Annotated in this window: 26 protein-coding genes and 2 pseudogenes; 10 read left to right on the top strand and 18 right to left on the bottom strand. The window is 68.1% G+C overall.

Annotated elements, in window-relative coordinates; all coding sequences use genetic code 11:
* Window positions 1-81: 81 nt before the first annotated feature.
* The 8 genes from ACOKR1_RS15730 (at window position 82) to truA (ending at window position 4,988) form a co-directional block, all read left to right on the top strand.
* Window positions 82-570 (top strand): endonuclease domain-containing protein, encoded by a 489-nt coding sequence (locus ACOKR1_RS15730; protein ID WP_422936667.1) that lies wholly within the window; start codon window positions 82-84, stop codon window positions 568-570.
* A gap of 270 nt (window positions 571-840) precedes the next feature.
* Window positions 841-1,062, top strand: a complete 222-nt coding sequence (gene infA, locus ACOKR1_RS15725) for a translation initiation factor IF-1 (protein WP_011775571.1) — start codon at window positions 841-843, stop codon at window positions 1,060-1,062.
* 63 nt (window positions 1,063-1,125) lie between these two features.
* On the top strand, window positions 1,126-1,239 hold the full coding sequence (rpmJ, locus tag ACOKR1_RS15720; protein ID WP_011775570.1) for a 50S ribosomal protein L36: 114 nt from the start codon (window positions 1,126-1,128) through the stop codon (window positions 1,237-1,239).
* Window positions 1,240-1,423: 184 nt separating this feature from the next.
* Window positions 1,424-1,801: a 30S ribosomal protein S13 gene (rpsM, locus tag ACOKR1_RS15715; RefSeq protein ID WP_415856315.1), complete on the top strand. Its 378-nt coding sequence runs from the start codon at window positions 1,424-1,426 to the stop codon at window positions 1,799-1,801.
* A 34-nt stretch (window positions 1,802-1,835) separates the two neighbouring features.
* Window positions 1,836-2,240, top strand: coding sequence for a 30S ribosomal protein S11 (gene rpsK / locus ACOKR1_RS15710; RefSeq protein WP_043120112.1), 405 nt, complete (start codon window positions 1,836-1,838; stop codon window positions 2,238-2,240).
* A 126-nt stretch (window positions 2,241-2,366) separates the two neighbouring features.
* Window positions 2,367-3,377, top strand: a complete 1,011-nt coding sequence (locus ACOKR1_RS15705; RefSeq protein WP_422933894.1) for a DNA-directed RNA polymerase subunit alpha — start codon at window positions 2,367-2,369, stop codon at window positions 3,375-3,377.
* 63 nt (window positions 3,378-3,440) lie between these two features.
* Complete coding sequence (gene rplQ / locus ACOKR1_RS15700; protein WP_422933893.1) at window positions 3,441-4,031, top strand: 50S ribosomal protein L17; 591 nt, start codon at window positions 3,441-3,443, stop codon at window positions 4,029-4,031.
* Window positions 4,032-4,064: 33 nt separating this feature from the next.
* Window positions 4,065-4,988 carry a tRNA pseudouridine(38-40) synthase TruA gene (gene truA, locus ACOKR1_RS15695; RefSeq protein WP_422933892.1) on the top strand — a complete coding sequence of 308 codons (924 nt, stop codon included), beginning with the start codon at window positions 4,065-4,067 and terminating at the stop codon, window positions 4,986-4,988.
* 20 nt (window positions 4,989-5,008) lie between these two features.
* Here the strand turns inward: truA and ACOKR1_RS15690 are convergent, their stop codons facing one another.
* Window positions 5,009-6,676: a sensor histidine kinase gene (locus ACOKR1_RS15690; RefSeq protein ID WP_422933891.1), complete on the bottom strand. Its 1,668-nt coding sequence runs from the start codon at window positions 6,674-6,676 to the stop codon at window positions 5,009-5,011.
* 127 nt (window positions 6,677-6,803) lie between these two features.
* Here ACOKR1_RS15690 and ACOKR1_RS15685 point away from each other — a divergent pair.
* Window positions 6,804-7,659: pseudogene (locus ACOKR1_RS15685) on the top strand (response regulator transcription factor).
* Window positions 7,660-7,854: 195 nt separating this feature from the next.
* A pseudogene (locus tag ACOKR1_RS15680) lies at window positions 7,855-8,817 on the top strand (IS481 family transposase).
* Window positions 8,818-8,830: 13 nt separating this feature from the next.
* Here the strand turns inward: ACOKR1_RS15680 and ACOKR1_RS15675 are convergent.
* The 17 genes from ACOKR1_RS15675 to cpaB (ACOKR1_RS15595) form a co-directional block, all read right to left on the bottom strand.
* The gene (locus ACOKR1_RS15675) at window positions 8,831-9,229 is read right to left on the bottom strand and encodes an Hpt domain-containing protein (protein ID WP_422933890.1); all 399 of its coding nucleotides are present in this window, start codon (window positions 9,227-9,229) and stop codon (window positions 8,831-8,833) included.
* Between the two features lie 28 nt (window positions 9,230-9,257).
* Window positions 9,258-10,145, bottom strand: coding sequence for a type II secretion system F family protein (locus ACOKR1_RS15670; protein WP_422933889.1), 888 nt, complete (start codon window positions 10,143-10,145; stop codon window positions 9,258-9,260).
* Between the two features lie 9 nt (window positions 10,146-10,154).
* Complete coding sequence (locus ACOKR1_RS15665) at window positions 10,155-11,087, bottom strand: type II secretion system F family protein (RefSeq protein ID WP_422933888.1); 933 nt, start codon at window positions 11,085-11,087, stop codon at window positions 10,155-10,157.
* A complete protein-coding gene (locus tag ACOKR1_RS15660) occupies window positions 11,078-12,379 on the bottom strand; it encodes a CpaF family protein (RefSeq protein WP_422936666.1) in 1,302 nt (433 codons plus the stop codon). Before ACOKR1_RS15660 ends, ACOKR1_RS15665 begins: the two co-directional genes overlap by 10 nt.
* A 174-nt stretch (window positions 12,380-12,553) precedes the next feature.
* Window positions 12,554-13,753: an AAA family ATPase gene (locus ACOKR1_RS15655; protein ID WP_422933887.1), complete on the bottom strand. Its 1,200-nt coding sequence runs from the start codon at window positions 13,751-13,753 to the stop codon at window positions 12,554-12,556.
* Window positions 13,750-14,481, bottom strand: a complete 732-nt coding sequence (cpaB, locus tag ACOKR1_RS15650; RefSeq protein WP_422933886.1) for a Flp pilus assembly protein CpaB — start codon at window positions 14,479-14,481, stop codon at window positions 13,750-13,752. Before cpaB (ACOKR1_RS15650) ends, ACOKR1_RS15655 begins: the two co-directional genes overlap by 4 nt.
* 45 nt (window positions 14,482-14,526) lie before the next feature.
* Window positions 14,527-15,573 carry a pilus assembly protein TadG-related protein gene (locus tag ACOKR1_RS15645; protein WP_422933885.1) on the bottom strand — a complete coding sequence of 349 codons (1,047 nt, stop codon included), beginning with the start codon at window positions 15,571-15,573 and terminating at the stop codon, window positions 14,527-14,529.
* Complete coding sequence (locus ACOKR1_RS15640) at window positions 15,561-15,932, bottom strand: TadE/TadG family type IV pilus assembly protein (protein ID WP_422933884.1); 372 nt, start codon at window positions 15,930-15,932, stop codon at window positions 15,561-15,563. The genes ACOKR1_RS15645 and ACOKR1_RS15640 overlap by 13 nt, the downstream gene beginning before the upstream one ends.
* An 81-nt stretch (window positions 15,933-16,013) precedes the next feature.
* Window positions 16,014-16,181 carry a Flp family type IVb pilin gene (locus tag ACOKR1_RS15635; protein WP_422933883.1) on the bottom strand — a complete coding sequence of 56 codons (168 nt, stop codon included), beginning with the start codon at window positions 16,179-16,181 and terminating at the stop codon, window positions 16,014-16,016.
* Between the two features lie 20 nt (window positions 16,182-16,201).
* Entirely contained in the window at window positions 16,202-16,411 is a 210-nt protein-coding gene (locus ACOKR1_RS15630) for a Flp family type IVb pilin (RefSeq protein WP_422933882.1), read from the bottom strand.
* 184 nt (window positions 16,412-16,595) lie between these two features.
* On the bottom strand, window positions 16,596-17,675 hold the full coding sequence (locus tag ACOKR1_RS15625; RefSeq protein ID WP_422933881.1) for an acyltransferase family protein: 1,080 nt from the start codon (window positions 17,673-17,675) through the stop codon (window positions 16,596-16,598).
* Window positions 17,676-17,776: 101 nt separating this feature from the next.
* Complete coding sequence (locus tag ACOKR1_RS15620) at window positions 17,777-17,962, bottom strand: Flp family type IVb pilin (protein ID WP_422933880.1); 186 nt, start codon at window positions 17,960-17,962, stop codon at window positions 17,777-17,779.
* A 14-nt stretch (window positions 17,963-17,976) separates the two neighbouring features.
* On the bottom strand, window positions 17,977-18,855 hold the full coding sequence (locus tag ACOKR1_RS15615) for a type II secretion system F family protein (RefSeq protein ID WP_422933879.1): 879 nt from the start codon (window positions 18,853-18,855) through the stop codon (window positions 17,977-17,979).
* 10 nt (window positions 18,856-18,865) lie between these two features.
* Entirely contained in the window at window positions 18,866-19,807 is a 942-nt protein-coding gene (locus tag ACOKR1_RS15610) for a type II secretion system F family protein (protein WP_422933878.1), read from the bottom strand.
* A gap of 5 nt (window positions 19,808-19,812) precedes the next feature.
* A complete protein-coding gene (locus ACOKR1_RS15605) occupies window positions 19,813-21,177 on the bottom strand; it encodes a CpaF family protein (RefSeq protein WP_422933877.1) in 1,365 nt (454 codons plus the stop codon).
* Window positions 21,178-21,323: 146 nt separating this feature from the next.
* Window positions 21,324-22,532: an AAA family ATPase gene (locus tag ACOKR1_RS15600; protein WP_422933876.1), complete on the bottom strand. Its 1,209-nt coding sequence runs from the start codon at window positions 22,530-22,532 to the stop codon at window positions 21,324-21,326.
* Window positions 22,529-23,272: a Flp pilus assembly protein CpaB gene (gene cpaB, locus ACOKR1_RS15595; protein ID WP_422933875.1), complete on the bottom strand. Its 744-nt coding sequence runs from the start codon at window positions 23,270-23,272 to the stop codon at window positions 22,529-22,531. The genes ACOKR1_RS15600 and cpaB (ACOKR1_RS15595) overlap by 4 nt, the downstream gene beginning before the upstream one ends.
* Between the last annotated feature and the right edge of the window lie 29 nt (window positions 23,273-23,301).

The following is a 23,301-nucleotide window of genomic DNA, read 5'->3' as shown; positions in this document are numbered from 1 at the left end:
TCGTCCGAACGGGCTGTGGTTCACCGGAGCAGCTGGGTGTCAGGCGAGCGGAATGGGTGGATCGCTTCCAAGGCGGACGTCGTGCTTCACGCCTTAGGCTGCCTGCCAGAGCTTGAGGCTCTGGTCCTGGTTGAATCGGCGTCGCGGCAGGGAATCTCTCTGGACTTCCTGCGCGAGCGGCTGCCCGGACGGCGGAACGCGGCGGCGCGGCGGATCCTCGACCTCGTGGACGTCGGCTCGGAGTCTCTCCTCGAGACCCTCGCGCGCACACATCTGCGCCGGGCCGGCTTCCACGTCGAACCGCAAGTCGACATTCGCGGCGTCGGGTCGATGGACCTCCTCGTCGAAGGGTGTGTCGACGTCGAGACAGACGGCAAAGAGCACGAGGCACCGAGGCGTCGGCTCAAGGACTACCGCCGGGACAACACCGCCCAGTCGCTCGGCTTCGCCGTGGCGCGCTTCGGCTACGCCGAGATCGTGCGGCGGCCCGAGTCGATGGTGAGACAGGTGGCCGCCCTAGTAGAAACTCGCCTTGCCCTGGGAGGGCTTCCGAGGCTCGAAGACCTGTAGGAGTTTCACCACTTTCAGCGCGGACGACGGCGCGACTCGCCGACGGGCGGGAGGGCGCGCCGGGGGCGGGGGCGAAAGTAGGTGAAAGTCCCGCGCGGAGTATCGGCGTGTACCATGGGCGGATTTAACTTCCCGCGGGAGGTGGCGTACAGTTGTTTGTTGGCTGTCGGCCCTGCCGTGCCCTTTTCGGGGTGGCGACCGGCGGTTGAATCAACCATAGACGTCCACCGGGTGCCCGTGTGCCCGGCGGCACAACAGTTAGCGGAGGCTATGGCCAAGAAGGACGGTGTCATCGAGATCGAGGGCGTCGTGACCGAAGCGCTGCCCAACGCGATGTTTCGCGTTGAGTTGACGAACAAGCACGTCGTACTCGCTCACATCTCCGGGAAGATGCGTCAGCACTACATCCGAATCCTCCCGGAGGACCGCGTGGTGGTGGAGCTCAGCCCTTACGACCTGACCCGCGGCCGGATCGTCTACCGCTACAAGTAAGCAGCGCGGCCGGGGGCACCCGGCCGTCGTGCTGACCACCTGCAGAACACGCAAAGGAAAGCCATGAAGGTCAAGCCGAGCGTCAAGCAGATCTGCGACAAGTGCAAGGTGATCCGCCGTAACGGGCGGGTCATGGTGATCTGCGAGAACCCGCGCCACAAGCAGCGCCAGGGCTGATTTCCCCTCGCGGGAAAACAGTCCGGGCTGCGCCCACGCAATAACTAGATAGACGGCAGCACAAGCTGCGCTGGGACGAATGAGGAGCCCGGACAGCTAACCCCCGGCTCGGAGGCTGGGGCCGCACGGAACAGTGCGGGTGTACTGCCTACGACCTCCGGACAACACAAGGAGAACCGCCACTATGGCTCGTCTCGCTGGCGTTGACATTCCCCGCGAAAAGCGGTTGGAAATCGCGCTTACTTACATCTACGGCGTGGGTCGCACCCGTGCGAAGGAGACGCTCGCTGCCACGGGCATCAGCCCGGACGTTCGCGTGAAGGATCTCACGGACGCCGAGCTGGTCCAGCTGCGTGACTACATCGAGGGCAACTACAAGGTTGAGGGTGACCTTCGCCGCGAGGTGGCCGCCGATATCCGACGCAAGATCGAGATCGGTAGCTACGAGGGCCTGCGTCACCGCAAGGGCCTTCCGGTGCGCGGTCAGCGCACCAAGACCAACGCTCGTACCCGCAAGGGTCCGAAGCGGACCGTCGCCGGCAAGAAGAAGGCCGGCCGCTGATAGCGGCTAGCGTCACCAAGAAGTAGGAGACCTCATGCCCCCGAAGACTCGTGCGACCTCGGTCCGCAAGCCGCGTCGCAAGGATAAGAAGAACATCGCGCTGGGCCAGGCGCACATCAAGAGCACGTTCAACAACACGATCGTCTCGATCACCGACCCCTCGGGCGCCGTGATCTCGTGGGCCTCGGCCGGCGAGGTCGGCTTCAAGGGCTCGCGCAAGTCCACGCCGTACGCCGCCCAGCAGGCTGCTGAGTCTGCCGCGAAGCGTGCGCAGGAGCACGGCCTTCGCAAGGTCGACGTGTTCGTGAAGGGCCCGGGCTCGGGCCGCGAGACCGCGATCCGCGCGCTTCAGGCCGCAGGCCTGGAGGTTGGCTCCATCCAGGACGTCACCCCGAGCGCCCACAACGGTTGCCGCCCGCCGAAGCGTCGTCGCGTCTAACTGGTTGTCGATGGGCCTGGCCGGCCGCGGGGAACCGCGGCTGGCCACCGGTCCGTTACTTAGTCAGACCGTTTTCCATCCATCTGTGTTGCGTCATATAGCGGATGCTCGCTGAAAGGAAACTCCGTGCTTATTGCACAGCGCCCCACACTGTCTGAAGAAGTGGTGTCCGACAACCGCAGCCGATTCGTGATCGAGCCGCTCGAGCCCGGCTTCGGCTACACGCTCGGCAACTCGCTGCGTCGTACTCTGCTCTCCTCTATTCCGGGTGCCTCGGTCACGAGCGTCCGGATTGACGGTGTGCTGCACGAATTCACCACGGTTCCCGGGGTCAAGGAAGATGTCACCGAGATCATCCTGAACCTCAAGAGCCTGTCCATCTCCTCGGACCAGGACGAGCCGGTCGTCGCCTACCTGCGCAAGCAGGGCCCGGGTGTCGTCACGGCTGCGGACATCGCTCCGCCGGCCGGCGTGGAGATCCACAACCCGGATCTCCACATCGCAACGCTCAACTCCAAGGGCAAGTTCGAGCTCGAGCTCACCATCGAGCGCGGCCGCGGCTACGTTTCCGCTGCGCAGAACAAGTCCGCGGACGCCGAGATCGGCCGCATTCCGGTCGACTCGATCTACTCGCCCGTGCTGAAGGTCACCTTCCGCGTCGAGGCGACCCGTGTTGAGCAGCGCACCGACTTCGATCGCCTGATCGTGGATGTCGAGACGAAGCCGGCCATCAAGCCGCGCGACGCCGTCGCCTCCGCGGGTACCACGCTCGTAGAGCTCTTCGGCCTGGCCCGTGAGCTCAACACGGCGGCCGAGGGCATCGAGATCGGCCCGTCGCCGACCGACGCGGCGCTCGCCGCGGACATGGCGCTGCCGATCGAGGATCTGGACCTCACCGTGCGCTCGTACAACTGCCTCAAGCGCGAGGGCATCCACACCGTGGGTGAGCTCGTGGCGCGCTCCGAGGCCGACCTGATGGACATCCGGAACTTCGGTGCCAAGTCCATCGACGAGGTCAAGGCCAAGCTCATCGAGCTCGGCCTCTCGCTCAAGGACTCGCCTCCCGGTTTCGACCTCGCCGCTCGCGCAGCCGCGATCGACGAGGACGAGGCCCCGTTCGGCGACGACGACCTCTAAGCCACCATGAATTGACCGCAGCCGGGCAGCGCCCGGAAGCGGCACACCCGAGGAGAAACTACTATGCCTGCACCCGCCAAGGGTCCGCGTCTGGGCGGTGGCGCCGCGCACGAGCGCCTCATGCTCAACAACCTGGCCGCTGCGCTTTTCGAGCACAAGCGGATCACGACGACCGTGACGAAGGCCAAGCGCCTCCGCCCGGTCGCCGAGCGCCTCATCACGTTCGCGAAGCGCGGCGACCTCGCCTCGCGCCGCCGTGTCCAGGCCGCCATCTCGGCCCGCACGGCCACGAACAAGGGCATCATCCACGAGCTCTTCACGGAGATCGCGCCCCAGCTGGCCGACCGCGAGGGTGGCTACACGCGCATCACCAAGATCGGCAACCGCAAGGGTGACAACGCCCCCATGGCCGTCATCGAGCTCGTGCTCGAGCCCGTCTCCCCGAAGCAGGCCGTCGTGAAGGAGGCCGAGAAGGCCGCCGAGCGCGCCGCTGCCCCGAAGGCCGAGCCGGTCGTCGAGGCTGAGGTCGCGGAGACCGCCGCCGAGGCTCCGGTCGAGGCTGAGGTCGAGGAGACCGCTGCGGCCGAGGCCGAGGCTCCCGCTGAGGAGACCGCTGCGCCGGCCGAGGAGTCCAAGGACGACGACGCCAAGTAAGCCCCGCCGTCGGGCGCCACTAAACTGGGGCGCATGACAGCAGAGAAGGCCCCCGTTCCCATCCCTGGGAACGGGGGCCTTCCCGCGTCCGGGGGCGTCTCCCGCGTGCGGGTTCGGCTCGACGTCGCATACGACGGCGGCCCCTTCAGCGGGTGGGCCGTCCAACCGGGCCTGCAGACGGTCCAGGGCGCGCTCGAGGAGGCGCTCGGGCTCATCCTGCGGCGTCCCGCGCGGGTCGTGGTAGCCGGGCGCACCGACGCGGGCGTCCACGCGCGGGGGCAGGTGGTCCACGTGGACCTCACGGAAGCGGAGTGGGAGTCGCTCCCGCGCCGCTCGGACGCCGCACCGGAGGACGTGCTCGCGAGGCGACTCCGGGGGGCGCTGAGCCGCGTCCTCGCCGACGAGACGGGGGCGCTCGAGGTGCGCCGCGTCGCCGTGCCTCCCGAGGGCTTCGACGCGCGGTTCTCCGCGCTGTGGCGGCGCTACTCCTACCGCATCGCGGACCGGCCCGAGCACTGGGACCCCACGCTGCGGGGCGTCACGCTGTGGCACAAGGCGGCGCTCGATGTGGGCCGCATGAACGGCGCCGCCGCGCAGCTGCTCGGCCTCCAGGACTTTCTCGCGTTCTGCAAACCGCGCGAGGGCTCGACGACTGTGCGCGAGCTCCAGGACTTCTCCTTCGAGCGGACGCACGACGGCGTAGTCCTCGCCCGCGTGCGCGCCGACGCGTTCTGCCACAACATGGTGCGGGCCCTCGTGGGGGCGTCCTTGCGGGTGGGGGAGGGACTCGAGCGGCCCGAGTGGCTCCACGAGCGCCTGCTCGCGCGCGTCCGGGACGCGAAGTCGCGGCTCGCCCCGGCGCACCCCCTCGTCCTCGAGGAGGTCGGGTACCCCGAGACGGCGGAGGAGCTGGCCGCGCGGGCCGAGCAGACGCGCGCGCTGAGGGACCCGGCCTGACTGGGCCGGATCGCCAGGCCCTAGGCGAACTCGGGGCCGTGCACTGGCAAAAGCAGCGTGAACACGCTCCCGCGGCCCGGCTCGCTTTCGACCTCGAGCCGGCCGCCGTGCCGCTCCGCGATCCACTGCGTGAGCGCGAGGCCCAGCCCCACGCCCGGGATCTCGGAGCGTCTGGCCTCCGCCGTGCGGAAGAAGCGCTCGAAGACGCGCTCCTGCTCTCCCGGGGCGATGCCCATGCCCCGGTCGCTCACCTCGACCGTGACCCAGCCGTCCCGCTGGGCAGCGCGGAGCCGCACGGTTCCGCCGTCGGGCGAGTACTTGATCGCGTTCGAGAGCAGATTGTCCACGGCCTGGCCGACTCGGAGCGGGTCGGCCCGGACCCACAAGGGCTCCTCGAGCTCGGCGTCGAGCTGGACGCCGGCCGCGGCCGCGGAGAGCCGGGCGGCGTCCGCGCGGGCCGCGAGCACGCCGCACAGGTCCGCGGACTCGAGGCGCACGGCCAGCGTGTCCGGCGAGGAGACCGCGAGGTCAGCGGCCAGTTCGATGAGGCGCTCGGCGCTCCGCTGGGCGACGTCGAGGCGCCAGCGGTCCTCCGGGGCTAGGGAGGCCGACTCGAGCACGAGGTCGAGGTTGCCCAGCACCGCCGTGAGCGGGGAGCGGAATTCGTGTGCGACCGTGCGTACGAGCTCGGCCTTGTCCTCGACAGCCCCCGCGAGCGCCGTGACGTCTCCGAACGAGACCACCCCGCCGCCCTCGGGGCCCTCGACCGGCCGCGCGACGACGGACATCGCCCGCGCTCCCCGTCCGTGGCCCAGCCACACGATTTCTTCGTCGATGCGCTCCCCTGCGGCGGCGCGATGCAGGGGACGCTCCTCGGGTTCGAGGGGTGTCCGGCGGTCGCGCGCGAAGAGCCGCGGCCCCACCCCGGTGCCCCCGGTGGTGCCCGGGAGGACCCAACCGGACTCCTCGACGAGCTCGCGGAACCGACGGTTGGACCTCACGGGCACGGCGTCGGGGCCCACGGCGACGATTCCCACGTTGACGGCGTCGAGGAGCGTGGCGAGGAGGCGCTCGGTGGATTGGGATTCGACGAGCAGCTTCTGCAGGCGCGACTGCTGGGCCCGCAGCTGCCGCTCCTGGATGGTGAGCCCGGCCCGCGCGGCGCGGACCGCGACGGCCATCGTGAGCAGAAGGGGCGGAAGCAGGAGCGCGTCGCCGAGCCCCAAAGGCCGGAGGCCGGCGACGGCCTGGACGAGGGCCGGCAGCGCGATGAACACGGGCCCGGCGAGGCACAGCCCGAGCGCGAGCCACGTGGTCGGCGTCGTGGCCGCAATCCAGATGACGGGAACGATGGAGAGCGACCCGAGCCCGCGGAGGCCGTCGGCCGAGCCCTGGTTGAGGAGCCCGATGGCCAGGAAGTCCTGGATCGGCACGGCGAGAAGAGCGCTGGGCGAGAGGCGGTCCCACGGGATCGCGAAGCAGGCCCCCGTGGCCGCGACGAGCAAGAGGAGGCCCGCGACGAAGAGGGGACGTTCGCTCGCCTGGCCCCATTCGGCCGGCATCGCGAGCGGGGCCGCGAGCACGGACGCGACGAGCGGCAGCTGGCACAGCGCGGCTCGGGCCCGGAGGCCGAGGTGCTGGAAGTTCCGGCGAGCCCACCGGAGGAGTGCCTGTTCACTTGTTGACACGATGCTCCTTCCCTCAGTCCCCCCTTGACAGATTGAGCAGTGTGAAATTCGTCTGTGTAATGAGAATATGACAAAGAACTGACGCATGGGTGACCGGCGCAGTCGACAATGCGGCAGAGGAGAAAAAATGGACGACTTTGGCCTCGCCCTCGTGGTCGAGGACGATGACGACGTCCGCCACCTCGTGGAGGACGTGCTGCGCCAAGCGGGCTTCGAGGTGATCAGCGCCGCAACAGGTCGCGAAGGCGCGGAGATCGCCCGCCGAGAGGACCCCGCGGTCGTGACCCTTGACCTCGGGCTCCCGGACATCGACGGCTTTGAGGTCCTCCGGCGGATCAGGACTTCGAGCGACGCCTATGTCGTCATGCTCACCGCGCGCGACGAGGAGCCGGACACGATCCTCGCGCTGCAGTCCGGCGCCGACGACTACCTCATCAAGCCGTTCCGGCCGCGCGAGCTGCGGGCCCGCATCGCGGCCATGATGCGACGGCCTCGGGCCGCAGTCGCAGAGGCGCCCGACGAGCGCGGCGGGGCGTCGGCGGCACCAGCGCCCGCTGGCGCGGAACGCGAGCGCACCGCGGCGGCTCCCGCGTTCGCTCGCGCCGCGGCACCCGGGGCCGTGGCCGGGCGGGCTTCCGCCGGTTCTCGGCCCGACGTGCTGCTGCGCCACAGCGGCCTCTCGCTCGATCCACGCACCCGCACCGTGACGTTCGGGGAGGCGAGCTCGAGCTCACGCGGAGCGAGTTCGACCTGCTCCACGCGCTCCTGCGCGCCGGCGGCGGCGTGCTGACGCGCGCGGAGCTCGTGCGGGTCGCACGGGGGAGCGGTACCGCGACGATTCGTACGTGAGCGAGGCGGACGAGCGTGCCATCGAGGTTCACCTGGGCAACCTCCGGCGCAAGCTCGGCGACGACCCGCGGCAGCCGCGATGGCTCGTGACCGTGCGGGGCGTCGGGTACCGGCTGGCCCCGCCGGCTTCGTGACGCCGGCTTCTCCTCCGGTCTAGTGAGGCTGTCTCCTCCGCCGGTCTCGTGAGGCCGGTACGGCGAGGCGACGCCCGGGTGGAGCTTCCTAGGTGTACCCGGCCAGGACGTTGGTAGCGGCGAGCCTGGTTGAACGAGGGAGAACCTCCGAGTGGGATGTGGCTTGTCAAGGCCCACTCCGACTCGGAGGTTCTCATGTCCCACGGTAGTGCCCGGCTGACCGTCCATGGTCGCCGGTTGATCGTCGAACGTCATCAGGCGGGCTGGGCGCAGGCCCACATCGCCGCTGCGATGGGTGTGTCCCGGAAGTGCGTGAAGACCTGGATCGACCGCTATGCCGCCGAAGGCGAGGCAGGCCTGGCCACACGCTCGTCGCGGCCGCACACGATGCCGACCAGGACCGGCGGGGAGGTCGAGCAGAGAGTGCTGGCTGCCCGCGCCGAGCACCGCGAGGGCCCCGACGTGCTCGGGCCCAAGGTCGGGTCCCGCCCGGACGGTCTCACGCATCCTGCGCCGCCACGGCGTGCCGTACCTGCGCCAGTGCGATCCGATGACCGGTGAGGTGATCCGTTCATCGAAGCAGACCGCGGTCCGCTACGAACGGCAGCGGCCCGGCGAGCTGGTGCACATGGACGTGAAGAAGATCGGCCGCATCCCCGACGGCGGGGGCTGGCGGGCGCTGGGCAGGGAGGCGACCGTGGACCACAAGCACAAGAAGGCCCCGATCGGCTACGACTACGTCCACTCGCTGGTCGATGACCACTCCCGTCTCGCCTACAGCGAGATCCTGCCGACGAGAAGGGCCCCAGCTGCGCGGGCTTCCTCGAACGCGCGATCGCTTACTTCGCCGCCCACGGGATCACCCGGATCGAGCGACTGATGACCGACAACGCGTGGGCCTACCGGTACTCCCTGCGGGCGCCGTGCGCCGAGCACGGCATCATCCAGAAGTTCATCAGGCCCCACTGCCCCTGGCAGAACGGCAAGGCCGAAAGGCTGAACCGTACCCTCGCCGCCGAGTGGGCCTACCGCCGGGCCTACACCAGCAATGACCAACGAACAGCCGCCCTTGCGCCATGGCTCGAGCACTACAACACTGAACGCTGCCACAGCGCACTCGGAGGAAAACCCCCGATCAGCCGACTGCGACCAACCTGATGGCCGGGTACACCTAGGCCGTGAACAGCCCCGGGCCTGCCGCGCTCTCGCGGAGCGCGGCCGCGGTGAGGTCGCCGCAGCGGGCGACCGGGGCCAACAGCTGTGCCGCCGCGGCGCCGTCGTTCGCTCGAAGTGCTGCTTCGACGCGCAAGGCGAGTCCCGCGAGCCGCGTGGCGCCCACCATGACGGACGAGGTGCGCAGGCTCAGGGCCGCCTCGAGCGCGGCGTCGAAGTCGCCGCATCCGAGCGCGAGATCGATGGCTGCGCGCCGGCGCGGCCACATCGCCGCGAAGTCCCGGGCGAAACCCGCCGCCGAGGCGGGGCCGACGTCCTCGGCCAGCAGGCCGAGCGCGGCTGGATCGACGAGCGGCGCGGTATGGTCCGGGCACTCCGCCGTGGATCCGCCTGCCATGACCGTCTCCTTGAGATTCATATGAACACTACCGTCCCGAGAGAGTAGCAATGGTATTAATGACCGCCGGCCCGAGGATTGCAATGAAGAGGACCGGGAAGATGAAGAAGAGCAGCGGGAACAGCACCTTGACCGGGAGCTTCATGGCCTGCTGTTCCGCGCGCTGGCGGCGGCGCACTCGCATCGCCTTCGCCTGGACCCGGAGCACGCGCGCGATCGCGATGCCATAGGCATCCGCCTGCACGATGGCCTGGACGAAGCTGCGCACCTCGGACGCCGTGGTGCGCTCGGCGAGACCCAGATAGGCCTCCCGGCGCGAACGGCCCACCTGCATGTCCTGGAGCGTGCGCACGAGCTCCTCGGCGAGGGGACCCCGTCCCGTCGAGCTGGCCCGGGCCAAGGCGGCCTCGAACCCGAGCCCGGCCTCGACCGAGATGAGCAGCTGATCGAGCGTGTTCGGGAGATCGGTCTGGATGGTCTTCTGCCTCTCCATGCCGCGGCTCAACAGCATGAGGTCCGGCAGCATGTAGCCGAGGACGATCACGAACAGGGCGACGAGGCGGATGAGAGCGTCGGAGCTCGTGGAGAGGATGAGCCCGCCGAGCGCTGCGCCGATCGCCCCGAGGGCGGGCTTCGCGGCGAGGAGCCGGCCGAGGGGGAGCGAGGCCGGACGCCCCGCGAGGGCGAGGAGCCGGTCGAGCCGGCGGACGTACGCGTCCGGCGTCAGGCGGCGTGCGAGCCGCTCGAGGAGGTCCGTGACGCCCGAGCCGGACTCGACCTCAGGCCCGGCCGCGATGCCGCGCCCGAGGTTCGTGCGAATGGCCCGCGCCGCGCGCCGGTCCACCGCGAGCAGCGACCAGCACAGGGTCGCGACGGCGACTGACACGAGGAGTGCAGCGAGCAGAGGAATGGACATGGCTCCTGCCTAGAACTTGATGGCGATGATCTTGCGCAGCCAGAGGCCGCCGATCGTCATGAGGATCGCCGAGGCGGCGATCATCGCCCAGCCGATGGGGTTCGTGAACATGACGGTCATGTACGAGGGGTTGACGAGCATGAGGAGCAGGACGATCCCGAACGGCAGCGCCATGAGGATGTAGGCGGAGAACTTGCCCTCGGCGGCGAGCGCCGCGATGTGGCCCTTGATCTCGCTGCGCTCGCGGATGGTCTCGTTGACCTGGTCGAGGACGTCGGCGAGGTTGCCGCCCACCTCGCGGTTGATCTGGATCGCCTGGGCGATCCACACGAAGTCCTGGCTGTCCATGTGCTCCGCCGTGTCCTCGAGGGACGCGAGGAGGTCGCGGCCCAGGGACGTCTCGTGCACGATCCGGCGCATCTCCTGGGCGGTCGGCTCGGGGCTCTCCGCCGCGGCCGCGTCGATGGCCCGCAGGATGCTGTGGCCAGCGCGGAGGCCGCCCGCGAGGAGATGGAGCGTGTCGGCGAGCTGGTCGTCGAACCGCTTCCGGCGCGAGGAGATCCGGAACCGCACCACGACGCGCGGGACGAACAGCATGAGCACCGCGAGGAGCAGGCCGAGGCCCAGGCTCCCCAACACGAGTCCGATCACCACGCAGACCGCCATGGCGCCGAGGACGAGCAGAAGCAGGTCCGCCTGGCGCAAGCGCAGCCCCGCGAGCTCGAGCTGCTCCGGGGAGACGAGGGCGAGGCGGCGCGTGGTGAGCCAGCCCTGGAGCCCGTCCGCGGCGCTCGTGGCGGCGCGGCCGAACGCCGAGCCCTGGCCCACCACGGCCGGACGACGGCGCGACGCCGGGAGCGTGCGCTGGCCGGGCCGCAGCGCGAGGACCGCGCCCGCCGTGCCGCCGGCCAGGATGAGGCCGCAGCCGAGCATTATTTCCATGGGTGCTCCTGAGGCATCATCGCCGCACCGAACACGTTCGGGCGGACATGGATTCCGAGGTCCTCGAAGCGCTCGAGGAAGCGTGGGCGGACCCCCGTGGGCACCGGCTTGCCGATGAAGCGGCCGGTGGCGTCCACCCCCGCGCCGAAGTCGAACACGAAAGCGTCCTGGAGCGTCACGACGTCGCCCTCCATGCCCTGCACCTCGGTGACGTGGGTGATGCGCCGCGTGCCGTCGCGCAGGCGCGAGATCTGCACGATCAGGTTCACGGCGGAGGCGATCTGCTCGCGGATGGCGCGCAGTGGCAGGTCCATGCCCGCCATGAGGACGAGGGTCTCGAGCCGCGCGACCGCGTCGCGCGGCGAGTTCGAGTGCACGGTCGAGAGCGAGCCGTCGTGGCCTGTGTTCATGGCCTGCAGCATGTCGAGCGACTCGCCGCTTCGGACCTCGCCGACCACGATCCGGTCGGGGCGCATGCGGAGGGAGTTCCGGACGAGGTCGCGGATGGTCACTTGGCCCTTGCCCTCGGTGTTCGGCGGTCGGCTCTCGAGGCGCACCACGTGGTCCTGCTGGATCTGGAGCTCCACGGCGTCCTCGATCGTGACGATGCGCTCGTCGCCCGGGATGAACGAGGAGAGCACGTTCAGGAGCGTCGTCTTGCCCGTGCCTGTACCGCCCGAGACGATGATGTTGAGCTTGGCCTTGACGCACGCCTCGAGAAGCTCGGCCATCTCCGGCGTGAGCGTTCCGAAGCTGATGAGATCGCGGACCGTGAGGGGGACCTTGCCGAACTTGCGGATGGTGAGTGACGAACCGCCGACCGCGAGCGGCGGGATGACCGCGTTGACGCGTGAGCCGTCCGCGAGGCGCGCGTCGACGAGGGGCGAGGACTCGTCGATGCGGCGGCCTACGCGGGAGACGATCCGCTCGATGACCGTACGGAGCTGTGCCTCTGAGGTGAACTGCAGGCCCGAGTGAACCAGATGGCCCTTGCGCTCGACGTAGATCTGGTCGTGGCGGTTGACCATGATTTCGGTGATCTCCTCGTCGTCGAGAAGGCGCTGGAGGGGCCCGTAGCCGAGCACGTCGTCCTCGATGTCGCGGAGCAGGCGAGAGCGCTCGGCCGCGCTCAGGGGCACGCGTTCCTCGTCGATGACCTGGGTCAGCTCCTCGCGGGCCGCCGTGCGCAGCTCCTCCTCGGTGGCGCCGGAGTCGCTGAAGCGCGAGCCCATGCGCTCGAAGAACGCCGTGGCGGCGCGCTGCTTGAGGCCCGCGAGGGCGTCCGTGGGCAGGGTGCGGGGCGCGGCGGGGCCGGACGCGGCGGCCTTCCCGGCGAGCGTCTGGGCGCTTGGCGCGGCCGCGGCCGGGGCTCAATGACGGCGACGGCGGACGGCGCAGCGGAGGGGCCGGGGCCGCGTGGGCCCCGGCCGGCCGGCCCTCTACGATGTTGACGCGCTCTGAGAGCTTCACGAGACCACTACCCTCCGGTGGAGTCGACGGCGCAGACGGGCGGCGCCTTCCGGTGTGAATCGATCGACGACCTCGCCGAGTGCCGAGCTCGCCTTGTCGCCTCGGCGAGGCGACTGGAGTACGGGCACGCCGCGATTGGTCGAGTAGGAAATCGTGTGCGAGCGGGGCACGCTCACGTCCACAGGCACACCCACGGTGGCCTCGACGTCGCGGACGCTCAGGCCAGCCTTGGGGTCGGCCATGTTGAGCACGAGGTGGCGGGCCTCGGGGAGCAGGCCCAGACGGCCGAGCACGTCGAGGCTCGACCGGAGGCCCCGGACCCCGGGCACGTCCATGCCCGTGACCCACACGCCGTCCGTGCACTCCTCGAGCGCGGCGAGCGTGCACTCGCCGAGCCCGGGCGCCGTGTCGACCACGACGTAGTCGAACTGGTCCGCGAGCTGGCGGATGAGCCGGCTCACCTGCTCGGCCTCGATGCCGTCCGCCTCGATCGGGTCCCGGGGCGCGCAGAGTGCGTAGATCCCGGCCGGGTGCAGCGTGAGGAACGCCTTGAGCACCATCGAGTCCTGGGCCGCCGCCCGGGTCACGGCGTCCGTCACTGTGTGCTCGGGCTCGAGGTCGAGCCCCGACGCGACATCTCCGAACTGGAGGTCCAGGTCGACGATGACCACGTTCATGGGCGCCGTCTTGCCGAGGCCCACAGCGATGTTCGTGGCGAGCGTCGTCTTGCCGACGCCACCCTTGGGTGAGAAGACCCCGATCACGCGGCCGCGGCGCGCGCCGCCCTCCGCGGGCTCGGTGTCGCTGCGCCGGCCCTCCGTGAGCTGGACCGAGCGCTGGAGGACGACCCTGAGCTGCTGAGGCTCGACGCCGGGGGACACGACGTCGCGCACGCCAGCCCGCATGGCCTGGAGCATGAGGTCGGCGTCGGCATCGGCCGCGAGCAGTACCGCGACGTCAGGGAAGCGGACATCGAACACGGTGGCGAGCCGGAGCGCGCCGTCGAGCGGCACGCCCGGGCCGAGAACGACGACGGCGGGGCGCATCCCGCCGAGGAGCGCGAAGATCTGCTCGGGCTGCTCGGGGAGTTCCTCGGTGGCGACGGTGTAGACGCCGCCCGGGAGGGCGCCGTCGACCGCTGCCCGCATGCGCTCGGCGAAGTCGGCGCTGGGGGAGATGAGGACGAAGCGGCTCATTGGTACACCTTCGATCGGTCGATCGTGCCCGAGTTGCCCTGCGGGGAGCTGGCCTGCTCCTTGCTCAGCCAGATGGTTCCGTACTGGGCGGAGAAGACGATTTTCGTGGCCTGCGCGTCGGTCACGGCGGCGGTGATCATGAGCGGCGCGGCGGCCGGCTTGCTCGAGGATGAGCTCGAGTTGTCGGCCGTCTGGGCGCCCTGGACGTTCGTGATGAGCACCACGTGGTAGACGAGGGCCGTGCTTTCGGGGCCGCCTGAGGACACCGCGCCGTGGTCGAAGGAGAGGAAGATCCCGACCAGGTCCCCCGCTTGGAGGCGCCCGCCCACCGCGCGGTCCGGGCTGAGCTGGAACGAGACCTCCTGCAGGCCTGCGGGGACCGGGACCGTGCCGGGAGCCGTGAGGCTGCTGGGATCCGCGAGGCGGTCCGAGAGGAGCTGCTCGCCGGGCTGGAGGGCCGTCGAGACGACCTTTCCGGACATGCCGTCGAGCGAATGGAGCGCCGTGGGGGCGATCGCCTCGGCCGGCAGCGTCTTGAGCTGCACCGAGTCGCCGAGCTTGTCGATCGTGGTGCCCTGCGGCACCGCCTTGGTGACGACAAGGACGTCGGTGGGCTTCATGCCCGCCTGGGCGCGGGAATCGGCGGCATTGGCGTACGAGATCACCAGAACCACGCCGATGATGGCCGCAACGAGGGCTGCGGCGCCGGCAACGAGTCTGGACTTCACGATGCTCCTACTTTGCTGGGGAAGATCTGGGGGAGGGGCGGGTGATTACTGGGTCATGCGCACGATCGTGGCCCCGAAGGGGGTCGAGGGACCGACCTGATACGAGTTGTCCAAGGCGACGTACGTGACGAACTGGCCGATGATACCGCGGCAGTTGCCTGTGCAGCTCAGGGCGGATGAACCGTTGGGGGACTGGTTGTTGTACGAGTTGTTCGGGTTCGTTGTGCTTGTGGCGCCGAAGTTCCAGCCGATGACGCTGTACGCGGCGAATCCCGCGAGCGTGTAGATCGCGGAGCTTCCGGTACCAGTGACCGCGGTGAAGACCGGGAGGAGCACGATGGCACGCTGACCCGACTGAAGGGTCGAGACCCACTGCGCGAGGACGGCGTTGCAGTTCGACGGTGCGCTGTTTCCCGGGTTGCTCCCGCCCTCGGACTGAGCGATGTTGATGGTTGCGCCGCACTGGTTCGGGTTCTGGACGAGCCAGCCAAAGCCACCCGGGACAACCTGTCCGGAAGGGACGTAGTTGCAGCTCGGATTGGCACCGCTCCCGTGGTCTTCGAGCAGCTGGACCGCGCCATCGATTTGGCCGGTGACCTGGCAGACCGAGAACGCGAGCGGGAAGGGAGCGATGCCGGTGCTGGGGCTTCCCCACGCGGCCGCGGCCGTCGCGCCGAGGGTGGCGCTCCGGAACCCGAGCGTCTGGGCGAGGAACAGCGACACCGAACCGGGCTGCATTCCCGGCTGGAGGGGCTGCGTGGTGGCCGTGACCGTTTGCGCAGTCGTGTTGACCGTGAGCGAGGCGATGCCCGCCTGGTTGGCCTGCATGTTCGACTGCGCCAAGGACGTTGCGAGCGTAGACGTCGCAGAGCACTGGGGATCCGTGAGCGACTTGGCGCATTTCTGAGCGACCGCGATCGCCGCCGCGTCCGCCCCGCTCTGCAGCTGGGCGCGCTTCGCGTAGAGCATCCCGCCGTCGACCGCGAGCGCGCCCACGGCGAGCAGCACGGTCAGGAGGAGCGCCGTGACCACGGCGACGGCACCGCGCTCGCGGTGCAGGGCGCCGTCGTTCGTTTCAATCAGCCGCCGCACAGCATGACCCCCGTTCCTGTGAGTGGGAAGTTTCCGAAGAAGCCGGTGCCCGTCACCGTGTAGTTCACGGTGAAGGTCACCTGCGTCCCCGCCGAGCACGTTGATGGGGAGACCGCGAAGGCCGACGACGGGATCTGGGCCAGCGGCGAGGCCGCGTTCTGGGCGGCCGTGATCGCGGCGCTCTGGCTGTTCTGCAGCACCATGACGCGTGCTCCCGCCCGCGCCGCGTAGGTGAGAGTCTGCTGTGCGCTGAAGACCCGGCCGAAGTCGATGATGCCCATCACGAGGAGAAGCAGGACCGGCAGGACGAGCGCGAACTCGACTGCGGCTGCTCCGCGCTCGCGGTGCTGGGCGGTCATGGGGACTCCTGGTGGTTCAAGCGTTCTGCTCGCTGCCGTGCCCGGGCCGGCGGTATGCCGGGCCCGGGCACGAGGCGCGGATCACGGAGCGGTTGTGGGAACCGAGGTGGCGACGTTGTTGAACATCGCGTTGAGATTGCCGCCCAAGAGGGTCACCGCGACGATGATGACGACCGCGATGAGGGCCACCATGATGCCGTACTCGACGGCGGTGGCGCCCTTCTCGCCCGAGGACACCTTGCGGATCACGGGGCGGATCCTGCCGCGGATCACGGAGCGGTGGTGGGAACCTGGGTCGCGACGTTGTTGAACATCGTCTTGAGGTTGCCGCCGAGGAGGGTCACCGCGACGATGATGACGACGGCGATGAGGGCCACCATGATGCCGTACTCGACGGCGGTGGCGCCCTTCTCGCCCGAGAGGAGGCGCTCCTTGGTCTTGATGCCCAGGACGTGGAGGGAGGCGATGAGAGAAAGCATGGTGTCTGGCTCCTGTGTGGGGAATGTCGGCTGGCCCGACTGCCAGCTCCACTATCGAAGGTAGGAGCCTCCGCATGCCGCGGGTACGTTTCTGGGGCGAAGCTTGGGGAAGCCTGCTGAAGTCCGTGGCATGTGGGGAAATGCTTGGGTTGTGCTGCGGAAAACTTGGGGAAGTTGCAGGAATCTAAACTGCCGCTGGTCGGCGTCGGATCCAGTTCCGGCGCCATCGCTGCGCCGGCTGCTCGATGAGCACGCAACTCAAGTATGCGAGGGGCCACACGGCGACCAGAGCAAGCGCTGCATAGCCGAGCGCCGGGAAGGATATCGGCCCGTGCGCTGCAGCCAGGAGCTGTTGGACGGGCCATCCGTAGATGTAGACGCCGTAGGAGACGTCGAAGCGAGAGCCGATCCGAGAGAAGGCGCGGAGCGAGCCAAGGCAGAGGACGAGGTAGGCAAGCGGCAAGGGGACGAGAATCGGTGCCAGGCTTGAGGCCAATGACGCCCACGCGATGGGAACGGCGACGGCAAGCGGAAGCACGCCGACGGGTACTCGCCCTCGGAACTGCGCGAGCAAAGCGCCGGCAAGGAAGAACGCCATGAGCGGAAGGGCGAAATCCGATCTCGCGGGGCCAAACCCGCCGCGCAGGAGCGTCATTCCGACGCCCGCCGTGACGGCGGCAAACAGGAAGGCCGTTGCGGCAGCAGGATTTCCGCCTCGCAGGCGGCGCGCGGCCAAGACCACGACCGCGATCACGACATAGCTGAGGATCTCCCAGGTGAGGGTCCAGAGCGGCCCATTCCAATCAAGCGCATCGGGGTTGCCTTGGAGGGTGGTCCCGATCGGAGGTGTGGGGAGAACGCCGAGCAGCAATCCAAAGGCGGCGCCGAGGAAGCCGAGCGCGCCTCCGAGGTCCCATCGGCCGCCCGTCAGGAGTGCGCCGAGGGGGGCGGCGACGAAGGCTGTTGCCATCGCCGCTACGATCAGCCCGGGGAAAATGCGGGTTAGGCGCGCGAGGGCAAACTCACCGACCGACCGGGAGCGCTGGGCGCTGAGGGTGATGAGGTATCCAGAGATAGCAAAGAATCCCATGACCCCTGCCGTGCCGAGCTTGATCCCGTAGAGGGACGGCTCCGGGCCATACCCCCCAAGCCACCACGCGTGGGAAACGATGACCGCGCCGGCAAAGAGGAGGCGGAGGGCGTTGAGCGAGTTTCGCCCGGGATCGAGGGCCGCGCCGAGCGAAGTGTTCGGCAGGTGTCCCATCCCACGAAGGGCGAGGTCCCCTCCCGGCTCTGGGTACCAGGAGAGGACCCCAGACTGTGGAGCCTCGGGCCGGCGGGCCCTGGGCGCATGCGAGGGACGTGTCACAGCACGCGGAGGGTGGCCTGCACCCCGGCGACGAGATGGTTGTAGTAGTCGCCGAGTGCGGTCCCGAACGCAGCAACCCCGAAGACGATGACCAAGGCTATGAAGCCACACAGGACGGCGTATTCGGTGGCTGTTGCGCCGCGGTCGGAGTTCTTCCGCGACGGGTCCTCTAAGTTGTCCACGACAGTCCTCTTTCCTACGAGAACACTTTGACGATATTCATGACGGTCGGGCCAAGGATGATCACGAAGAGCGCCGGGAGGATCGAGAACACGAGCGGGAAGAGGATCTTCACCGGGATTTTCATAGCGTGTTCCTCCGCGCGTTGGCGGCGCTTGAGTCGCATCTCCCGCGCCTGTGCCCGAAGGACGTTGGCGATCGCGATGCCATATTGATCGGCCTGAACCACCGACCGAACGAACGAGCGGAGCTCCGGGAACGCCGCCCTCTGCGCAAGATCGAGATAGGCCTCGCGGCGCGGCCGCCCCACTTGGATGTCCTGGAGCGTGCGGACAAATTCGTCCGCGAGGGGTCCCGTGCTGTTCTGCGCGGCGCGGTCCATCGCGGCCTCGAACCCAACGCCAGCTTCGACCGAGATGAGCATCTGGTCGAGCATGTTGGGCAGTGAGATCTGCATCGCCGATCTGCGCTTCTGGGCGGTGCTGTGGAGAAGGGCATCGGGGATGAAGTACGCGATGAGCGACACTCCAGCAACAATCAAGAACGTTTGAGGTCCTGGGTCGCGGAAGGCGACAGCGAGGCCCACCACGAAAAACCCGAAGGCCAGCATCGGCTTGACGATCAGGACCCGATTGAGCGGCCAGCTCTTGGGTCTCCCGGCACCGGCGAGCTTCTGGTCCAGCCAGGCGGTGTATCGCTTCGAGGTCATGCGGCGCGCTGCACTCGTGACGGCGTCTGGAAGCGACGTGGATGAGGTCCTCTGCGCCGGCTGTGTAAGGCCAAGATTCTGTTCGATCGCTCTTCGAATGCCGCGGTCGGCTCCGACGAGGGACCAGGTGAAGTAGCTCAAAGGGGCGATGATTGCGGCGATCGCCCCAATCGCGATGATGGACATTGGTGACCCCTCAGAACTTTGGCTTGATGATTCGGCTGAGCCAGAAGGTGCCGACCGCAAGCATTACTGCGACTGCGGTGAGCATGATCCAGCCCGGAACGGTCGTGAAGAAGGTCGCAGCGTAGCTCGCGTTCATGAAGCAGATCACCACCAGCATGAAGATCGGCAAGGCGACGAGGACGCCCGCAGACATTCGCCCTTCTGCGCTCAGTGCTTTGACCTGACGTGAAAGCTTGGCGCGGTCGAGAATCGTCTCGTTGACGTTTTCGAGAAGCTCGGCGAGATTGCCTCCGACCTCCCGCTGCGTTTCGATGGCTTGAGCGACCCAGAGGAAATCCTGGCTCTTCATCCGGGCCGAAGCATTGAGCAGGCACTCGACAAGGTCGCGGCCAATTCGCGTCTCGTTCACTACACGGCGAAGCTCTTCCCCCATCGGCGCCTCCGACTCGTCAGCCGCGCCGTCCACGGCACGGAGCAGGCTGTGCCCTGCGCGCATGCTGCCGGCGAGCATGGTGAGCATGTCGGGGAGCTGATCAGCGAACTTCGACTGCCGTCGGGACGCCTTGAGGTTGAGCCAGATAAGGAGGATCGCGGGCGCAACCACCGCCGCGAGCAGGCCGACGACGAGACCACCGAGGACGAAGCCGATGAGGCCTGCGGCGAAGAGCGCGGCCCCGCACATGAGGAGGAAGTCAGCAGCCCGGATCCTGAGACCCGCCTGCTCGAACTTGTCTGCCGTGATGAGGCCGAGCTGGCGCCCTTGGAGGCTCTTGTTGATCGCCCCGACGGCGCCTTCGGTGATCTTTGAAAGGGCGGATGCCGAGTCTTGAGTGTCCGGCCGGCGTCGGGTCAGCGGTACCGCCCGATGGGACCTGAGAACGAGGACGACGAAGGTGCCCAGCGCCGCGTAGATGGCCCCGAGGCCTGTGACGAGCAAGAAGGCAGAGTCCATGGTGCCTACCTCCTCGCAAACTGTTGGCCGAAGATCGCGGGGTTGATCTTGATGCCAAGATCTGCAAACCGCTCAGTGAAGCGCGGGCGGACTCCGGTCGGGATGGGCTTCCCCATGAATCGACCGTTGGCATCGACTCCGGCAGAGAAGTCGAACAGGAAGGCGTCTTGCAATGTCACAATGTCGCCTTCCATGCCCTGGACCTCGGTGACGTGGGTGACGCGTCGAGTGCCATCGCGCAAGCGCGTGAGGTGGACGATCAGGTTGACTGCGGAGGCCACCTGCTCGCGAATCGCCCTCAGGGGCAGATCCATGCCTGCCATGAGGACGAGGGTCTCGAGGCGGGCGATGGCGTCGCGCGGCGAGTTGGCGTGCACCGTTGACAGCGAGCCGTCGTGGCCGGTGTTCATGGCCTGGAGCATGTCAAGGGTCTCCCCGCCACGCACCTCGCCGACCACAATGCGGTCTGGCCGCATGCGCAATGAGTTTCGGACGAGGTCTCGGATCGTGATGGCGCCGTTGCCCTCGATATTGGGCGGCCGGCTTTCGAGACGAACCACGTGATCCTGCTGCAGCTGGAGTTCGACGGCGTCTTCGATGGTCACGATACGTTCCGTCGAGGGAATGAACGAGGACAGGACGTTGAGGAGCGTTGTCTTCCCGGTGCCGGTACCCCCCGAGACGATGACGTTCATTCTTGCCTCGACACAGGCTCGGAGCAGCTCGGACATCTCGCCGCTCAGCGACCCGAGTTCGATGAGCTTCTCTGCCGTCAGTGCGTCCCGCGAGAATTTTCGGATCGTGAGTGCTGCCCCATTGACGGCAAGCGGCGGGATGATGGCGTTCACGCGCGAGCCGTCGGTCAACCTGGCATCGACTAGCGGTGATGATTCGTCGACCCGACGCCCGACCCGAGACACGATGCGCTCGATGACTCGGCGCAGCTGATCCTCGGAGGTGAACGTTGTCTCCGTTGCTTGGAGACGCCCCCCGCGCTCGATGTACACTTGGTCTGCTCGGTTCACCATGATCTCGGTGACACTCGGGTCCTCCAGATATCGCTGGAGTGGACCGAGACCCAAGACGTCGTCCATGACTTCGTTGATGAGGCGCTCCCGCTCGCTCGATGTGAGTGGGACCTGCTGGTCGGCGACAACCGCTCTGAGCTCCGTGTGCACAAAGTCCTGAAGATCGGCCTCGTTGAGTGTCGAATCGGTAATTCTGCTTCCGACGCGCTCGTAGAGCTCGACGGTCGACTTCTCCTTGAGCTCGCGGAGCGCTTGGCTTGCGCGCACGCTGCCCGTCGGTTCGTGGCCAGCGAGGCGGGATTCGTTCTCGGCAGCGACGTGAGCGTTGAGACGGACACTCAAGGTCGAAGCACTGGCCTCGGCCGTCACAGATGGGGCCCACTCGGGAGGGGCGGGAAGTGACGACGCTGTTTCCTGGGCCTGATCGCTCTCGGCGTGGCCTGGTGGAACGGCGCCGCTGCGACGACCTTGCAGGCGATCACTGAGGCTCACTGGAATACCACCCTTCGGTGCGTCTGGCGGTGGTTGCGGTCCTGCCACGTGGGCTTAAACCGCTCCACGAGGCTCAGGAGCGCCTTCACTGTGGTACTGCGAAGGCCGTCCTGCAGGGCGGGAACGCCCCTGTTCGTGGAAAGTGGAAGGGACTTGGACCGAGCCAGGATGACGTCGACCGGGATGTTGATGGTCGCCTCAATGTCCTGGACCGTGATCCCAGACTTCCGATCCGCCATGTTGACCACGACGTGCCGGTTCTCCGGGAGCATGTCAAGTTCGCTGAGAATCTCGAGACCGGACCTGAGGCCTCTGACACTCGGGAGGTCCATGGCGCAGACCCACACCACGTCGGTGGCCTGGTCTAGCGCGGCCAGGACGTGCTCGCCCAGACCGGGCGACGTGTCGATGACGACGTATTGGAACTCCGCGGCCAGCCGTGCGACCAGGTCGCTCACCTGTTCGGCCGAGACCCGATCGGCATCGGCTGGATTCAGGGGCGCGCAAAGCGCGTACAGCTTGGTCGGGTGGGGAACCAAGTAGGTCTTGAGCGACATAGAGTCCATCGGGCCGTTGACGGCTTCCACGATGGAGCTCTCGGGCTTCATCATGAGGCCGCTTGCCACGTCTCCGAACTGGAGGTCGAGATCCACGATCACAACCGAAAGCGGTGACGTCTTGGCGAGGCCGACCGCAATGTTGGTCGCGATCGTCGTCTTTCCGACCCCGCCTTTCGGCGACATGACGGTAATGACTCGCCCTCGGCCCTGATTCGGGCGGTCTGAGGATCCAACCGTCGTCGCGGGGGCAGTGCTCGACAGACGGTAGGACGCAGCCATGGCGGCCTGCTCGAGGTGGACTCGAAGAGTTTCGACGTCGGCCTCAGGGGTCACGAGGTCGCGCACACCGGAACGCATGGCTGCGAGCGCAAGCTCGGGCGACGCGTTCGCTGCGTACATGACGCTCACGTGGGGAGAACGGACGTCGACGGCGGCTGCGAAATTGAGGACGTCCGTCGAGGGCAGATCCGGTCCGAGGACGAGCACCTCGAGAGGCTCCCCGACGAGGTGGCTGAACATGTCGTCGATCGTCGACGGCAGATAGCCAGCGCGGAACGCTTGGAGGGTGCCCGGAAGGCCGGCTGCGGCAAGGCGAATCCGTTCGTCGAATTCCGGTTGCGCGGTCACGAGGACGAAGCGGCTCATCGGAGCACCTTCGTCCGATCGATCGGGGCCGAGTTGCTGTCGGTGGCCGAAGCGGGTTCCTTGGTGAGATAGATCGTGCCGTTGAGCTGCGCGTAGACGATGCGCTCGACGTCTGAAGCCGGGCGCGCGACCGTCACAAGGAAGTCGCCCGCGGCCTGAGCGCTCGGCCCACCACCGCTCAATCCTCCGCCTTGGCTTGGCTGCGGCGTCGGTGTCGAGCTCTGGGCGAGAGCTCCGCTTGGCAGCTGGACAGCGGTGACAAGTACCTTGTTGAAGGTCATCTGGACCTGGGCGGGAAGCCCGTCCTCCTTCGGGAAGGAAATGACGATCCCAACGGTGTCTCCCGCCGCGACACTTCCGCCCACGACGCGTTCGGCGGGAAGTCGGAGCGTGACCTCCTGCATGCCGGCCGGCACAGCTGCCCGGCCCGGTGACTGCAGCGCAGTCGGATCGACGAAGCGACTCGTGAGGAGTTCTTCGCCGGGCTGGAGGGCGGTCGAGGCAACCTTCCCCTGGATTGCCGACAGATCCGTGATGGGATCCGCTGGAATCGCGGACTTGGGGATCGGCTTCTTCGCCACGTAGTCACTGACGCTGGCTGCCGGGGTCCCCGTGGGGATGGTCTTTTGGACGACGTAGACGTCCTCGGTTTCGACGTTGGCGAGCGCGCGGCGATCTGCGCCGTTGACGTAGGTAAGAAGAAGGACGGTGCCGATGATTGCGACAATCAGTGCAGCCACGCCTCCCAGTAGGCGGGTCCTCACGGTGA

Origin of the sequence: Sinomonas sp. P47F7, from assembly GCF_049332655.1 — a bacterium.
GTDB lineage: Bacteria > Actinomycetota > Actinomycetes > Actinomycetales > Micrococcaceae > Sinomonas.
Note: the sequence above shows the minus strand (reverse complement) of the source record. Positions and strands in the feature narration are given on the sequence as shown.

What these genes read in the sequence shown, in the direction of transcription:
- ACOKR1_RS15655 (WP_422933887.1), bottom strand. Translation starts at nt 13,753, where the DNA reads ATGAGCCGCTTCGTCCTCATCTCCCCCAGCGCCGACTTCGCCGAGCGC.
- rpmJ (WP_011775570.1), top strand. Translation starts at nt 1,126, where the DNA reads ATGAAGGTCAAGCCGAGCGTCAAGCAGATCTGCGACAAGTGCAAGGTG.
- rpsM (WP_415856315.1), top strand. Translation starts at nt 1,424, where the DNA reads ATGGCTCGTCTCGCTGGCGTTGACATTCCCCGCGAAAAGCGGTTGGAA.
- ACOKR1_RS15625 (WP_422933881.1), bottom strand. Translation starts at nt 17,675, where the DNA reads ATGGGACACCTGCCGAACACTTCGCTCGGCGCGGCCCTCGATCCCGGG.
- rpsK (WP_043120112.1), top strand. Translation starts at nt 1,836, where the DNA reads ATGCCCCCGAAGACTCGTGCGACCTCGGTCCGCAAGCCGCGTCGCAAG.
- ACOKR1_RS15600 (WP_422933876.1), bottom strand. Translation starts at nt 22,532, where the DNA reads ATGAGCCGCTTCGTCCTCGTGACCGCGCAACCGGAATTCGACGAACGG.
- ACOKR1_RS15665 (WP_422933888.1), bottom strand. Translation starts at nt 11,087, where the DNA reads ATGGAAATAATGCTCGGCTGCGGCCTCATCCTGGCCGGCGGCACGGCG.
- infA (WP_011775571.1), top strand. Translation starts at nt 841, where the DNA reads ATGGCCAAGAAGGACGGTGTCATCGAGATCGAGGGCGTCGTGACCGAA.
- rplQ (WP_422933893.1), top strand. Translation starts at nt 3,441, where the DNA reads ATGCCTGCACCCGCCAAGGGTCCGCGTCTGGGCGGTGGCGCCGCGCAC.
- ACOKR1_RS15630 (WP_422933882.1), bottom strand. Translation starts at nt 16,411, where the DNA reads ATGCTTTCTCTCATCGCCTCCCTCCACGTCCTGGGCATCAAGACCAAG.
- ACOKR1_RS15610 (WP_422933878.1), bottom strand. Translation starts at nt 19,807, where the DNA reads ATGGACTCTGCCTTCTTGCTCGTCACAGGCCTCGGGGCCATCTACGCG.
- ACOKR1_RS15670 (WP_422933889.1), bottom strand. Translation starts at nt 10,145, where the DNA reads ATGTCCATTCCTCTGCTCGCTGCACTCCTCGTGTCAGTCGCCGTCGCG.
- ACOKR1_RS15615 (WP_422933879.1), bottom strand. Translation starts at nt 18,855, where the DNA reads ATGTCCATCATCGCGATTGGGGCGATCGCCGCAATCATCGCCCCTTTG.
- truA (WP_422933892.1), top strand. Translation starts at nt 4,065, where the DNA reads ATGACAGCAGAGAAGGCCCCCGTTCCCATCCCTGGGAACGGGGGCCTT.
- ACOKR1_RS15675 (WP_422933890.1), bottom strand. Translation starts at nt 9,229, where the DNA reads ATGGCAGGCGGATCCACGGCGGAGTGCCCGGACCATACCGCGCCGCTC.
- ACOKR1_RS15640 (WP_422933884.1), bottom strand. Translation starts at nt 15,932, where the DNA reads ATGACCGCCCAGCACCGCGAGCGCGGAGCAGCCGCAGTCGAGTTCGCG.